Below are 14,232 nucleotides of genomic sequence, written 5' to 3'. Positions count from 1 at the left end.
CTCGCTACTTCACCACCGCCTCTTTCATGCCGGGATGGCGCGCATACAGCACGCGCTGCTGCAGGATCGTCAGGCAGTTGGAGGTAATCCAGTAGACCTGCAGGCCGACCGCGAACGGGGCCATTACGAACATCAGCACCCAGGGCATGATCGCGAAGATCTGCTTCTGCGTGTCGTCCATCGGCGCGGGGTTCAGCTTGAACTGGAAGTACATGCTGATGCCGAGCAGCACCGGCACGACGCCGATCGCGAGGAAGTGCGGCGGGGTGAAGTTGAGATAGCCGAACGCGTTGAGGATCGTCGCGGGATCGGGCGCGGACAGATCCTTGATCCACAGCACGAACGGCTGGTGGCGCATTTCGATCGTCAGCAACAGGACCTTGTAGAGCGCGTAGAAGATCGGAATCTGCAGCAAAGTGGGCAGGCAGCCGGCGAGCGGATTGACCTTCTCGGTCTTGTAGAGCGCCATGATTTCCTGCTGCTGGCGCGGCTTGTCGTCCTTGTAGCGTTCCTGCAGCGCCTTCATCTTGGGCTGGAGCAGCTTCATCGCGGCCATCGACTTGAACTGCTTCTGCGCGATCGGGAACATCAGGCCGCGGATCGTGAGCGTGAGCAGGATGATCGCGACGCCGAAATTGCCGACCATGCGGAACAGCCAGTCGAGATAGGTAAAAATCGGCTTTTCAACGATCTCGAACCAGCCCCAGTCGATCGCCTTGTCGAGCATCAGGATCTTGCCGTCATTCTCGTAGCGCTGGAGCAGCTTCACTTCCTTCGCGCCGGCGAAGAAGCGGCTCGTCTGGGTGACCGCCTGGCCGGGGGCGAGAACACGCGCGGCGCTGGCGAAATTGCCCTGATAGGTGTCGTTGCCGCCCTTGCGGAATTCGGCGGAGACCGGCTGGCCCTGATCGGGGATGAGCGCGGTCAGCCAATATTTGTCGGTGAAGCCGAGCCAGCCGCCCTGGATAGTAAAGCCGGGTGCGGGTTCCTTGTCGAGATCGGTGAAGTTGGGGCCGTATTTCGCGCCGCCGTCATGCACCGACATTGGGCCGACATGGGTGGTCCAGGTCGTCGGATCCTTCGAATGGCCCGAGCGGTTGACCAAGGCATAGCTCGCCACCGGCACCGCGTTCGTGGCGGCGTTCAGCACGGTCTGGCGGATCGTGAACATGTAGCCGTCATCGACCGACAGTTCGATGCGGAAGCGCTGGCCCTGGGCGTTGGCGGCATCGAGGCGGACGGGCTTGCCGGGGGCGAGGACGTCGCCGGTGGCGGTCCAGACCGCGTCGCGCGCGGGCGGCTTCAGCCCGTTATCCTGCCAGCCGAAGCCGGCGAAATAGGCGTCGGGCGACCCGGCGGGGGAAAGCAGGCGGATCGGCGCCGAATCCCTGGCGATCGTTTCCTTGTATTTGGTCAGCACGAGATCGTCGATCCGCGCGCCCTTCAGGTTGATCGAGCCGCTGAGCGTCGGGGTCTGGATGCGGATGCGGGGGGATTCGGCCAGCACGACCTTGCGATCACGCGTCGCGGCGACGCCGTCGGCGGCGGGATCGGCGGACGGGTTCGGCACGACCTTCGCCTTGCCGTCGACGATCTGCGTGACCGGCGGGTTGGCGGTGGGGAAGAACTTGCCCTGCAGGAACGGCCAGCCGAACAGGATCAGCGCCGCGATCACCGCGAACAGGATGAAATTCTTTTGGTCGTCTTTCACCGGTCGGGAATCCTGTCGTGCTAAGTCTAGTTAAGGAACCGGGTCGTAACCCGAACCGCCCCAGGGATGGCAGCGCCCGATACGGCGTGCGGCCAGCCAGCCCCCCTTGAGCGCGCCATAGCGGCGAAGTGCCTCGATTGCATAGGCCGAACAGCTCGGGGCGTAGCGGCAGGTGGGCGGCAGGACGACCGACGGGCCGAGCTGCCAGGCGCGGGCGAGAAGGATGAGCAGGCGGGCTAGCATGGGTAGCAATCCGCACCGTCTGTCCTGAGCCTGTCGAAGGAATGTCCTTCTTTCGACGGTGGACAAGAAGCGCAGTGCTTCGACAAGCGCAGCACGGCCGGTATGTGCGGCACGGTGAGGGACAAACTCATCGCATCACCTTGGCCAGCGCCTTGGCGAGTTCGGTCCGCAACAGGCCGTAATCGCGTTCGACCCCGCCGGCCCGTCCGATCAGGACGTGATCCGCGCCGCGAATCCCCGAGGTCGGGAGCAATTCGCGCGCCAGTTCGCGCAACCGCCGTTTCATGCGGTTGCGGACGACGGCGTTGCCGATCTTCTTGGTGACGGTGTAGCCGATTCGCATATCGGGCGAACCGTCCTGCCGATCGCGCACGAGCAGGACGAAGCCCGGCATCGGTGCGCGCTTACCGGCGTTCGCCGCGAGGAAATCGCGGCGAATCGCTAAAGTCTTTAGGCCGACAGCTTCTTGCGGCCGCGGTTGCGGCGAGCGCGCAGGACGTTGCGGCCGCCCGGGGTCGCCGAGCGTGCGCGGAAGCCGTGGCGACGGGCGCGCACCAGGTTGCTCGGTTGAAAAGTCCGCTTCATCGGTCATTCCCTGAATTCTATACCCCCTGAACTCTGCATTGGGGGTGCATCTGAACGTAAAAGGGCCGCCACAGGGGCGACCTTGAAGGCAGGGCCATTAGGCAAAGGTCGCGTGGAAGTCAATTCTCCGCCGCCATCTTGTCGCGCGCGTGGCGACGAAGCGCGCTGCCCCGGCGCATCATGCGATCGATGAACCCGCCGATGCGGGGAAAGCGTCGCTTGAGCCGTGCCCAGCGCAGCCGCGCCCAATGCGAGTTGCGCAGGATGAGGACCATGCCGCCGGCAAAGACGATCGTGCCGGCCGGCCCGGGAAGAATGGCGACGGCGGGGGTGACGACGACGAGCAGGATCCCACCGGCGAGCTCGACCTGGCGGCGCACGGGACTGCGTCTGGCACGGGGTGCGGGGGCGGGGTCGGTCACGATCGGGCATGTGGGGCAGGTGTCTTGTTTGTGCAAGACAGCCAGTCATTCAACCTCTTCACCCGCGAGACGCGATATGGGATATTCGCGCATAGGATATTTCTCATACGCGTTTTGCCGCTATGGTCGTGTCGTTCGGAGGAGAATGCGCGGATGGTCGCGATCGTATCGACTGTCGCGTATCTCGGGCTGGAGGCGCGCGCGGTCGAGGTGCAGGTGTCGCTGGCGCCGGGGCTACCCAATTTCATTGTCGTGGGACTGGCCGACAAGGCGGTGGCGGAAAGCCGCGAGCGGGTGCGCGGGGCGATCTCGGCGATGGGGCTGGCATTGCCGCCGAAGCGGATTTCCGTGAACCTGTCGCCGGCCGATCTGCCCAAGGAAGGATCGCATTACGATCTGCCGATCGCGCTCGCCTTGCTCGGGGCGATGGGGGTGATCGATGCCGAGACACTGAGCGGCTATGTCGCGGTCGGCGAACTCGGGCTGGATGCGCGGATCGCGCCGTCGCCGGGGGTGCTGCTGGCCGCGCTGCACGCATCGGAGGACGGCAAGGGGCTGATCTGCCCGGCGGCGCAAGGGGCGGAGGCGGCCTGGGCGGGATCGATCGAGGTGATCGCGCCGCCGGACCTGCTGTCGCTGCTCAACCATTTCAAGGGACACGGCCTGCTTTCCGCACCGCAGCCGGGGCAGGCCGACGAGGCGTTCGCCGGGCCGGACCTGCGCCAGGTGAAGGGGCAGGAGACGGCAAAGCGCGCGCTGGAGATCGCGGCGGCGGGCGGGCACAACCTGCTACGGTGAAATATAGCTACACCTACGAGTCGTGGCCATAGTGGTCAGGGCTAGAGGTGGAGCGCACTAGATGGCCGTGAAGCATAAGATCGTCCTCCGAGATGGAGCCTGGGCCTACTGGCTTACGATTGAGCCCCCGCATCCCAAACATCCCGACGAGTACATCCAGAGCCGGGCCACCCTGTATCAGCGCGCCGTGGCTGTCCTGATCCTGTTGGGCACCGCCTCCTGTCGGGACGAGACCACCGAAGACCGGTCCAATTTCGACACGACGAACACCTACTTCACCTCGCGTCAGCCGTGGGCCAACAACGAATATCGCTCCACCGAGAGCGAGCGCGAGCCCTCCTTCTTCGACGCTAACCTCTTCCCTCAATGACTGCTCGCTGGCTCTGGAGGATGCGCCGCATCCTCCAAGGCTAGGAACACACCCCACGCACAAGTGCAGGTTCCAATGCCAGCGTTTCTAGCACCTTAGCCGTATTTCCCTGTATCTTTTTTGGCTAAGTCACTGAGAAACAACGGTACTTTCCCGATAGACTGAGGCCGCTTGATGTCCGTCACCATTCCCGTTCAGGTCAGGCTCGACCACACTCTCGTCAAGGCCATCGACGCCCGTGCAACCAGCGCCAAGATGACCCGTGCCGAGGTCCTACGCGAGTTGCTGGCAGCGGCACTCGCCGCCCCGCAGCCGGCCAAGGTCGTGCCCGTCATCGATCCGCTGATGGACCGCATCCTCGACGCGCTCGCCCGCCTCGCGGTCAAAGTCGACGCGTGCAACGAGGCGAGCGAGCATGCGGCGGTGAACGCCTTCGCGGCCTACGCGACGACCCGCCTCCATGCGCTCAAGATGCTGCCGCAGGATCAGCAGGCGACGTTCGTCGGCCAGCTCGTCCCCGTCGTCGCCAAGGTGGTGCAGCCATGAACCGCGTACTCGAAGCGAGCCGGGGCCGCGTCATCGAGGCGCATCGCTCCAACGCCGTTCTGACCTTGCTGCGCGTCGCGGCGCTGGGCGGGCTGCTCGGCATGGTGCTCGGCACCGCGCTCACCTGGGCGACCACCAGCGCCGGGGACCGGGTGCTGGCGCAAGTATGGCTGCGCCACGAGATCAACCAGAGACTCAACCCGGCCGCGATGTTGCAGGCGCAGCAGTCCCCGCCCACCTACACCGGGTTCGAGGTGCCGGCACCGCCGGAACAGGTCGCCGCGACCGGGATGCTGCACAGGCTCGGCTACATCGGCGTGCCGTTCGCCGTCCTGCTCGCGATCGGCCTGCCGACATTGCTGGGGCGCCAGTGGATCAAGGCGTCGCGCGAGGCGGCACGCGACCAGGTGAAGCGCGGCAACCGCATCGTCACACCGCAGGAACTGGCGTCGCTGCTCGCATGGACGAGGAAGACCGGTGCCCCCATCGAGCTGGGCGGCGTGCCGCTACCCCCCGAGAACGAGACCCGCCACTTGCTCGCGGTCGGTCAGTCCGGGTCTGGCAAGTCGACCGCCTTGCGCGGCATTGTCCGCCAGATCGCCGCACGCGGCGACCATGCGCTCGTCTATGACCCCGATGGCTCCTACATCCGCAGCTTCTACAACGCCGCACGCGGCGACATCATCCTCAACGTCTGGGATGCCAGGACCGTGCGCTGGAATCCGCTGGCCGACATCGCCGACCCGGCCGACGCCTACCGGCTTGCCGCCATCCTGCTCCCACTCCCCAAGGGGCGCGGCGACAACGATATATGGTATGACCAGGCGCGCGCCGTCATCGCCCGCATCATCTATCGGTTCGTCCGCGAGGGTCGCACCGACCTCGACCAGCTCGCCACCACGCTCACCGTGGCCAACATCGACGAACTGCGCGAACTCGTCGCCAGGACCGAGGCCGCGCGCGCCTTCGAGCCGGGAGCCGAACGGGCGTCCTCCAGCGTCGCCTTCATGCTCAGCCAGCCCGCCCGCATCGTCGCCATGCTCGCGGCCGTGCCGACATCGGCGCAGACGTTCAGCTTCGACGCCTTCTATGCCGCGCTCGATCAGCACGAGGGGGACAGACCCTTCATCTTCCTCACGGCACCGCGCCGCTACCGCGACGCCGGCCTTCCCGTCGTCACCGCGTGGCTGGATGCGGCCGCATCCGCCATCCTCCAGCGCGATACCAACGCGCCGTGCCGGGCATGGCTTATCCTCGACGAACTGCCCTCGCTGCCGCCCATCACCTCGTTGATGACCTTGTTCCCGGAGGGGAGAAAATACGGCGCGGCCATCACCATCGCCTTCCAGTCCGTCGCCCAGCTCCGCGACAAATACGGCGAGGAGGGCGTCCATATCATCACCGGCCAGACCTCGACCCAGTTCATCATGTCGGTCGGCGACCATCCGACCGCGACATGGGCGGTCGAGCTGTGCGGCACCGTCGAAGTCGAGAACCAGCGCACGACCGAATCGCTCGAAGGCAGCGCCAAGGGCGAGCGCGGCTCGTTCGCCACGCACCGCGAGCGCAACTCGCTCATCATCGACTCCGAGGTGACGGGGCTGGCGACCGGCCAGGCCTATCTGCGCCTGTCGGGCTATCCGCTCGCCAGGGTGACGATCGACCCAGGCCCCACCATGCCCGACATCGCGCCCGCATGGGTGCCCGCACCCGTCACCATGCCCGACATCGCCCCGCTATCGGGCGACACTACGCCAGCACGCCCCCACATCGAGGCCCGCATCGAGGACGGCGACGACTGGCTCACCGCAGGACCCCGCTGATGGTCGCCACCCTTATCAACCTCACCAACCCCGACGACGCGCTCGGCTATTACGAGGCCGACGAATATTATGTCGGCGACGCTAAGGCCCCCTCGGCATGGCACGGACGCGGCGCGGCCAAGCTGGGCCTGCGTGGCGAGGTCGACCCCGACGCCTTCGCCGCCTCGCTCCACGGCAAGCTGCCGAACGGGACCGTGCTCGGCACCGTTCGCGACGGCGTGCGCGAGCACAAGCCCGGTTGGGACTTGGCCTGCTCCGCACCGAAATCCGTGTCGGTCGCGGCACTGGTGGCGGGCGACCGTCGCCTGCTCGACGCCCATGACCGCGCCGTTGGGGTCGCGCTCGACTATACCGAGAGGCACGCCGCCACCGCCCGCATCCGCGAGGGCAAGACCACCCCGCGCGTCGCGACCGGCAATCTCGCCATTGCCGCGTTCCCGCATTTTACCGCCCGCGAGACCGAGAACCTGCCCGACCCGCAGGTCCACACCCACTGCGTCATCATCAACGCCACCTGCGACGACGACGGCACATGGCGCAGCATCGAAAGCCATCCCCTCTATCAGCTGCAGAAGGCTATCGGTGCCATCTACCACCAGCAGCTCGCGGCCGAGGTGCAGCGGCTGGGCTATACCGTCACGATCGGGGGAGAGAACGGGCTGTTCGAACTCGACGCCATCACCCCAGAAGTGCGCGACGCCTTCGCCAACCGCTCCCGCCAGATCGAGGCGGCGCTCGCCGCACGCGGCCAGACCCGTGCCAGCGCAACCGCAGCCGAGAAGGCCGTCGTCGCGCTCGACACCCGCAGCCCCAAGGAGGCCGTCGACTACCAGCAGCTCACCGGCGCATGGCGCGACCGCGCCCATGAACTCGGCTTCACCGAGGCCGCGCGCCGCACGCTTGTCGCCGAGGCCGAAGCTCGCGTGGGTCAGGCCATGCCTGGCACCCGCGCCCGGATGCGCATCGCAGACCGCGAGGTCGCCTTCGCCGCTGCGCATGTCGGCGAGCGCGACGCGGTGTTCGCAGCCGCCATCCTCGAACGCGAGGCCGGCGACGCCGCACGCGGCCAAGTGTTCCCCGGCGACATCGTCGCCGCCATCGCCCGCGCCGAGCGCGCCCAGGACCTCGTCATCCGCGCCGCCCCCGGCATGGCGCGCGGCGTCGTCGGCTATACCACCCGCGAGGCCATCGCGACCGAAGAGCGGATGCTGGGTCTGGAACGCGCCGGTCGGGGCACGCTCGATCCGCTCGCCGACCATTTCGACGCCGCCATCATCGTCGCTAAGGCTGAGGCCGTGTCGGAGAAGATGGGCCACACATGGACCGACGGGCAGCGCACCGCCACCAAGGCGCTGCTTGTCTCTCCAAACAGCGTCGTCGGCATCCTGGGCAGCGCCGGCACCGCCAAGACCACTACGGTCCTGCGCGTCCATGCCGATGCCGCCAAGGCACGCGGCTACACCGTCCGCGCGCTCGCACCCACGGCCACGGCTGCGGACGAACTGGCGCGCGCGATCGGGGGCGAGCCGATGACCGTCGCCAAGATGCTCACCGCCAGTCCCGCCACGCCGTGCGGCGACAGGAAGCCCGAAATCTGGATCGTCGACGAAGCGTCCATGCTCAGCGCCCGCGACGGCGAGGCGCTGCTCGCCCAGGCCCATACCGAGGGCGCACGCGTCGTGTTGGTCGGTGACGTGAAGCAATTGGGTAGCGTCGCGGCCGGCCGTGCATTCGGCCAGCTTCAGGACGCCGGCATGGAGACGCCCAAGCTCGCCGAGATCGTCCGCCAGTCCAACCCCGACACAAAGCGTGCGGTCGAGGCGCTGCTCGCCGGCAATGCCGAGGCCGCGTTCGCCGCCCTCGACGACGGGGGTGGCGAGGTCATCCAGCACGCCGACCACGACGTGCGGCGTGCGCGGCTCGCCCGCGACTTCGCGCGCCTGTCGCCGAAGGACCGCGCCCGCACGCTCGTCCTCGACCCGACCCGCGAGGGTCGCCAGGCGCTCACCGACGCCATTCGCGCCGAACTGGTTCGCGACGGCACGCTGGGCGAGCGCGCGATGGCCGTCACTGTACTCGAATCGGTCGGGCTCACCGACGCCGCCCGCACCCGCGCCGCCAGCTACCGCCCCGGCACCGTCGTCATTTTCCGCAAGGGCGGGGAAGACGGCGCGCCACGTCGCAACACCGGCTACCGCGTCGGGTCTGTCGACGCCGAGGGCGGCACCGTCCGCCTGCTCGACCCCGAAGGTCAGGCGCTCACCTGGTCCCCCGGCGATGGCAGCGCCGCCAATGCCGATGCCTTCACGGAAGTCGAACAGCAGTTCCGCACCGGCGACCGCATCCAGTTCACCCGCAACAACTACGAGGCCAAGCGGCTCAACGGACGCACTGCCGAGGTGGTTGCGATCGACCCCGACGAAGGCATCCTCGTCGTCCGCTCCAAGAACGGCAATCGGCAGGCCCTCGACATGGCCAACGTCGCCGACCGTCACATCCGCCCAGGCTGGGTCCGCACCATCCACAGCGCGCAAGGGGCGACCTGTGAGCGCGTCATGGCTCACCTCGAATCTTTTCGCAGCAACGTCGACGCCAACATCGCCTACGTCGCCGTCTCCCGAGCCAAAGCGTCTGCGATCATCTACACCGACGACCGCGACCGCCTCGCCAGTGCCATCGAAGGACGCAGCAGCGCCAAGGTCGGCGCGATCGACGAGATGCTGAAGCGCCAGGGAGCGTCGGTCGCGTCGCCGCTATCTGCACGGACTGTGGGCATCGCTATAGGCCTTTAGCGAAACGCCATCGGGCCTTCGCTCTGTTCTCCTTTCCTTCCACTTGCGAATGAGCTACGGAGCGGATGCTGACTTGTCCCTTATTCTCGCCAGGTCCGAGAGGCGGGGACCATCGCCGGGCGATGAGCCTTGCGGTGCATGTCGACGCATCGGCGACGTTGATCGTCGGGGCGGCGATGGAAGGACGCCCGCACGCCCCGGCTAGCATGTGCGAGACTGGTGTTCCGCTCACGGCGGCCTGCCGATCAGTCTCCGAACATAAGTGTCGGTCTGGGCGGCGAGCCATGCAAGTGCTTGACGCGCCCAAAAAGCTGCTAAGCTGATGGGGGGAGATAGTATGCGTGGACGCGGAGTTACTACGGCGCTCGCGGCGAGCTTTGTTCGCTGCTGGGTTGCCGCTTTGTCGCTGTCCCTTATTAGGTCCGAGAGGCGGGGACCATCGCCGGGCGATGAGCCTTGCGGTGCATGTCGACGCATCGGCGACGTTGATCGTCGGGGCGGCGATGGAAGGACGCCACTGGCCGGGGGAAGACTTTGTCGGCAGGCCCCGCAGCTAGAAGGCGGCGCCCGAAGGGGTTGTGCAAGCGTGCGCGCTCCATGGCTGTGCTCATGGGGGCTTGGCACGCGATCCGTCGAAACGCGGAAACTTCGCGGCAGGAAGCGACGAAGCGCCGTGCGCGTGAGTTCGGAGAGGACTTGGTCGTAAATCTCCGCAAGCTCCAGAGCAGGTTGGAAGCAGGATACGTGTTCGCCAAGGCGCACGGTGCCACGCCCCCCAAGGCCGGGGGAAAGCCGGGCAAGCGCCCGCTAGTCGTCGCTCCGTTAGAAGACCGGATCGTTCAGCGAGCACTTTTGGATGTCTTGCAGGATGCGGATGATTTGCCGCTTCTGCAAGCCGTGCTGGCGTGTCCAACTTCCGTTGGAGGCATTCGCGGGCGAGGTGTCGATACAGGATTGAAACTCTTCCAGGCCCGAGTTGAGGCCGGGGATCAGTATTGTGCTGGATCTGACATTGCTGCATTTTTCACAAAAATTCCTCGGCAGAAAGTTTTTGAGTTCTTGACGGGCGCCGGAGTCGAAATAGAATTTGTTGAATTGGTCGAGAAAGCTCTCACCGTTGAGCTCGCCAACGAGGATCGGCTTAGTGCTGCTGATAGGAAGCTGTTTCCCACGGGCCCGGACGGTGTTGCGCAGGGCTGCCCGCTTTCCGCGCTTGCGGGCAACATCGTGCTCCGGGAATTCGATGCACGTATGAACGAGCGGGGCATCACTTGCATTCGCTATATCGACGACTTCATCGTGCTCGGACGAAGCGAGCGAGGGGTGCGTAAGGCAATGACCTCGGCTGGCGAAATGCTGGCAGCTTATGGGATGAGCATCTATGATCCAGTGCGCGCGCCAACGAAGGCCTTCGAAGGTAAGATCGGCGAGCCACATACGTTTCTTGGACATGAACTCTGCCCTGGGTCATTTCCGCCAGCCGCTGGCGCACGCGAAAGACTGATGTCTCAAATCGGAACGCTCATCGCCGAAGGACAGCGCTCAATTGACAAGGCTGGGAGCGGGCGCGCGCTTCAATCACAAGATAGGTGCTACGCTCAGACTCTCGTCGCGATCGACAATACCGTTCGGGGCTGGCGCGGCTCATTCCGAACGTCGAATTGTCCAGATGTCTTTGCAGCCATGGATAGAGAGATCGATCGCCGGCTAGAGGGCTTTCACGGCTACTATCGGGCGCGGATGGCCAAGATGAACCGTGCGCAGCAGAGGCAAGCGATGAAGGTCAGCCTTCTTCTGAAAACGTGACGATGCATAGTTCCGAGCGCAGCAGCTACCACCCGCTTAGATTCTGTTAGGCCTTGACGCGCAAACTGGTCCTGCTGCTCCAGAACGAATCCCAATTCGTCTAAGCCCACGGACAGGGTTCTGAACCGCTGACCGGGGTTTGTGACACCTCTTTCAACTTGTTCGATCGGGAGATCGGGTTTTTGTTATGGTCTAGCTGTTGCTATGCTCGATAAATCGATAGCCGCGTCGATCGGCACGCCGGCGTCCTTCCGCTCCGAATACCGGTCGACCAGCTGGGCGGCGTGAGGGCGCAGCAGGACCGTGAAGCGGACCAGCTCCTCCATCACGTCCACGATGCGGTCGTAGTAGCTCGACGGCTTCATCCGGCCGGCGTCGTCAAACTCCTCGAACGCCTTGGCGACGCTCGACTGGTTCGGAATCGTCACCATCCGCATCCAGCGGCCGAGGACGCGCAGGGTGTTCACGCTGTTGAACGACTGCGATCCGGCTGACACCTGCATGACGGCGAGCGTCCGGCCCTGCGTCGGTCGCATCCCGCCCATTGACAGCGGCAGGTGATCGACCTGCAGCTTCATGATGCCGGTGATCTGGCCATGCCGTTCGGGGCTGCACCACACATGCCCCTCCGACCACATCGACAGCTCGCGCAGTTCGTTTACGGCCGGATGGTCGTCGCCGGTCACCTGGTCGGGCAGCGGCAGGGTCGAGGGGTCGAAGATGCGCGTCTCCGCGCCGAAGAAGCGCAGCAGGCGCGCCGCCTCCTCGACGCACAGCCGGGAGTAGGACCGTTCCCGCAGGGATCCGTAGAGCAGCAGGATGCGCGGGGGCGGGTCGCCCGCGCCCAGGCCAAGGGCGGGGCGATCCAGCGCGTAGCGGCGATCGAGCGCGGGCAGATGATCGGGGTTGGTGAGGGTGCGGAGGGGCATCAGGTGGGGTTTCCGGTGATGTTCAGGGGGTTTCCACGGCTCACTGCCCGCTGATCCGCAGCGCGAGCGCGGCGAGCGTCACCAGCAGCACCGGGACGGTCAGGGTCGCGCCGATCCTGAAGTAGTAGCCCCAGCCGATGCGGATGCCCTTCTGTCCTAGGACGTGCAGCCATAGCAGCGTAGCGAGCGAGCCGATCGGGGTGATCTTGGGGCCGAGGTCGCAGCCGATCACGTTGGCGTAGATCATGGCTTCCTTGACCGCGCCCGTGGCGTGGGTCGCGTCGATCGACAGCGCGCCGACCAAGACCGTCGGCATGTTGTTCATCACCGACGACAGCAGCGCGGCGATGATGCCGGTGCCGAACGCCGCGCCCCAGACGCCGCCCTGGGCGGTGCGATCGAGGAGACCGGCGAGGTGGTCGGTCAGGCCGGCGTTTCGGAGGCCGTAGACGACCAGATACATGCCGAGCGAGAAGATGACGACCTGCCAGGGCGCGCCCCGCAGCACCTTGCGGGTCTCGATGACCTGGCCGCGCGCGGCGACGACGAGCAGCAGGACCGCGCCGGCAGCGGCGACGGCGCTGACCGGTACGCCGATAGGTTCGAGCAAGAAGAAGCCGGCCAGGAGGGCGGCGAGGACCACCCAGCCGGCCCGGAACGTGGCCCGGTCGCGGATCGCGTCGGCTGGCGCACGGAGTTGCGCAACGTGGTAGCTAGTCGGCACATCGCGGCGGAAGAACAGCAGCAGCACGACCAGCGTCGCGGCGATCGACGCGAGATCCACCGGCACCATCACGGACGCGTAGTCGGCGAACCCGATGCGGAAGAAGTCGGCCGACACGATGTTGACCAGGTTGGAGACGATCAGGGGCAGGCTGGCCGTGTCGGCCACGAAGCCCGCCGCCATGACGAACGCCAGCGTCGCCTTGTCGCGGTAGCCGAGCGCCCGCAGCATCGCGATGACGATCGGCGTCAGGATCAGCGCCGCGCCGTCGTTGGCGAACAGCGCCGACACGGCCGCGCCGAGGAGGACGATTAGGACGAACAGCCGTCGACCGTGCCCGCCGCCCCAGCGGGCGACGTGCAACGCCGCCCATTCGAAGAACCCGGCTTCGTCCAGCAGCAGGCTGACGATGATGATCGCGACGAACGTCGCGGTCGCGTTCCAGACGATGCCCCACACCACCGGGACGTCGGAGAGCGAGACCACTCCGACGAGCAGCGCCACGGCTGCGCCGCCCAACGCGCTCCATCCGATGCCGAGGCCTCGGGGCTGCCAGATGACGAGCGCGATCGTGACGACGAAGATGGCGAGGGCGAGAAGCATCAGACGATGCGCTGCCCGGAGACGTCCACGACCTGCTCGCCATCCTCCTTGGCGAACGCGCCCTGCTGCGGCTCTGGCAGCAGATTGAGGACCGCCTCGGACGGGCGGCAGAGCCTCACGCCGAGCGGCGAGACGACCAGCGGGCGGTTGATGAGGACCGGGTGCGCGATCATGGCGTCGAGCAGGGCGTCGTCGGTCAGCGAGACGTCGGCGAGACCGAACTCGGCGTAGGGCGTGCCCTTCTCGCGCAGCAGATCCCGGGGCGTGATGCCGGCGCGATCGATCAGCTCGACCAGGAGGGCGCGGGACGGCGGGGTCTTCAGATACTCCACGACGTGCGGCTCGATGCCGGCGTTGCGGATCATCGCCAGCGTGTTGCGCGAGGTGCCGCAGGCGGGGTTGTGGTAGATCACGACGTCGACGGCCATGGAGCGTCCTTTCAGCAGCAGGGGGTGATTTCGGCGAGGAGCGGCGCGCACAGCTCGGGCGAGCCGGCGCAGCAGTCCTTGACCAGGAACAGCGTCAGCGCCCGCAGGCCGTCGAGGTCGGCGCGGTAGATGATGGACCGGCTGTGCCGCTCGGATCGAACGATGCCGGCGCGCGCGAGGATGCCGAGATGCGCGGACATGGTGTTCTGCGGCACGTCGAGCTGGCGGGCGATCTCACCCGCCGCCATGCCGTCTGGCTCGTGCCGGACCAGCAGGCGGAACACGTCGAGGCGGGTGCCCTGCGCGAGCGCCCCGAGGGCGGCGATGGCCGAATCGTTATTCATATATCCAGCATAACGGATATCTGGTGTATTGCGAGCTTATGTGATGTTGGCGCGTCGAACGTAGACTTCCGGTGACAGCCTATGCAGCCGTGCCGCTAAGGCCCAGCG

General features: G+C 66.3%; 14 protein-coding genes and 1 pseudogene. 6 read left to right on the top strand and 9 right to left on the bottom strand.

The features are described from left to right. Positions 1–4 precede the first annotated feature (4 nt). The 5 genes from yidC to ASG11_RS13420 all read right to left on the bottom strand — a co-directional run bounded on the left by yidC (position 5) and on the right by ASG11_RS13420 (position 2,961). Positions 5–1,711, bottom strand: a complete 1,707-nt coding sequence (gene yidC, locus ASG11_RS13440) for a membrane protein insertase YidC (RefSeq protein WP_055781090.1) — start codon at positions 1,709–1,711, stop codon at positions 5–7. A 30-nt stretch (positions 1,712–1,741) separates the two neighbouring features. Then, positions 1,742–1,954 carry a membrane protein insertion efficiency factor YidD gene (gene yidD / locus ASG11_RS13435; RefSeq protein WP_055781087.1) on the bottom strand — a complete coding sequence of 71 codons (213 nt, stop codon included), beginning with the start codon at positions 1,952–1,954 and terminating at the stop codon, positions 1,742–1,744. 127 nt (positions 1,955–2,081) lie between these two features. After that, positions 2,082–2,393 (bottom strand): ribonuclease P protein component, encoded by a 312-nt coding sequence (gene rnpA / locus ASG11_RS13430; RefSeq protein ID WP_082472901.1) that lies wholly within the window; start codon positions 2,391–2,393, stop codon positions 2,082–2,084. An 11-nt stretch (positions 2,394–2,404) separates the two neighbouring features. Further along, positions 2,405–2,539 (bottom strand): 50S ribosomal protein L34, encoded by a 135-nt coding sequence (rpmH, locus tag ASG11_RS13425; RefSeq protein WP_055781084.1) that lies wholly within the window; start codon positions 2,537–2,539, stop codon positions 2,405–2,407. A gap of 119 nt (positions 2,540–2,658) precedes the next feature. Beyond that, on the bottom strand, positions 2,659–2,961 hold the full coding sequence (locus ASG11_RS13420; RefSeq protein ID WP_236697521.1) for a hypothetical protein: 303 nt from the start codon (positions 2,959–2,961) through the stop codon (positions 2,659–2,661). Positions 2,962–3,114: 153 nt separating this feature from the next. On the opposite strand from ASG11_RS13420, the pseudogene ASG11_RS13415 reads away from it, so the two are divergent. The 6 genes and pseudogenes from ASG11_RS13415 to ASG11_RS13390 form a co-directional block, all read left to right on the top strand. Continuing rightward, positions 3,115–3,753, top strand: a pseudogene (locus tag ASG11_RS13415) (magnesium chelatase domain-containing protein); the annotation flags it as partial. Positions 3,754–3,820: 67 nt separating this feature from the next. Next, positions 3,821–4,129 (top strand): hypothetical protein, encoded by a 309-nt coding sequence (locus ASG11_RS13410; RefSeq protein WP_055781078.1) that lies wholly within the window; start codon positions 3,821–3,823, stop codon positions 4,127–4,129. 174 nt (positions 4,130–4,303) lie between these two features. After that, positions 4,304–4,675: a ribbon-helix-helix protein, CopG family gene (locus tag ASG11_RS13405; protein WP_055781075.1), complete on the top strand. Its 372-nt coding sequence runs from the start codon at positions 4,304–4,306 to the stop codon at positions 4,673–4,675. Then, positions 4,672–6,498 carry a type IV secretion system DNA-binding domain-containing protein gene (locus ASG11_RS13400; RefSeq protein ID WP_055781072.1) on the top strand — a complete coding sequence of 609 codons (1,827 nt, stop codon included), beginning with the start codon at positions 4,672–4,674 and terminating at the stop codon, positions 6,496–6,498. The genes ASG11_RS13405 and ASG11_RS13400 overlap by 4 nt, the downstream gene beginning before the upstream one ends. Beyond that, complete coding sequence (mobF, locus tag ASG11_RS13395; protein WP_055781069.1) at positions 6,498–9,290, top strand: MobF family relaxase; 2,793 nt, start codon at positions 6,498–6,500, stop codon at positions 9,288–9,290. Before ASG11_RS13400 ends, mobF begins: the two co-directional genes overlap by 1 nt. Before the next feature lie 597 nt (positions 9,291–9,887). Then, positions 9,888–11,096 carry a reverse transcriptase domain-containing protein gene (locus ASG11_RS13390; RefSeq protein ID WP_055781066.1) on the top strand — a complete coding sequence of 403 codons (1,209 nt, stop codon included), beginning with the start codon at positions 9,888–9,890 and terminating at the stop codon, positions 11,094–11,096. A 185-nt stretch (positions 11,097–11,281) separates the two neighbouring features. Here ASG11_RS13390 and arsH read toward each other — a convergent pair whose 3' ends face one another. Genes arsH through ASG11_RS13370 form a run of 4 tightly spaced genes read right to left on the bottom strand, consistent with a single transcriptional unit; the run spans position 11,282 to position 14,124 of the window. Beyond that, entirely contained in the window at positions 11,282–12,025 is a 744-nt protein-coding gene (gene arsH, locus ASG11_RS13385) for an arsenical resistance protein ArsH (RefSeq protein WP_055781063.1), read from the bottom strand. 40 nt (positions 12,026–12,065) lie between these two features. Continuing rightward, positions 12,066–13,352: an arsenic transporter gene (locus ASG11_RS13380; protein ID WP_055781060.1), complete on the bottom strand. Its 1,287-nt coding sequence runs from the start codon at positions 13,350–13,352 to the stop codon at positions 12,066–12,068. Beyond that, entirely contained in the window at positions 13,352–13,780 is a 429-nt protein-coding gene (arsC, locus tag ASG11_RS13375) for an arsenate reductase (glutaredoxin) (RefSeq protein WP_055781058.1), read from the bottom strand. The genes ASG11_RS13380 and arsC overlap by 1 nt, the downstream gene beginning before the upstream one ends. Positions 13,781–13,791: 11 nt before the next feature. Then, positions 13,792–14,124: an ArsR/SmtB family transcription factor gene (locus tag ASG11_RS13370; protein WP_055781055.1), complete on the bottom strand. Its 333-nt coding sequence runs from the start codon at positions 14,122–14,124 to the stop codon at positions 13,792–13,794. Between the last annotated feature and the right edge of the window lie 108 nt (positions 14,125–14,232).

Source organism: Sphingomonas sp. Leaf357 (genome assembly GCF_001423845.1).
GTDB lineage: Bacteria > Pseudomonadota > Alphaproteobacteria > Sphingomonadales > Sphingomonadaceae > Sphingomonas.
Note: the sequence above shows the minus strand (reverse complement) of the source record. Positions and strands in the feature narration are given on the sequence as shown.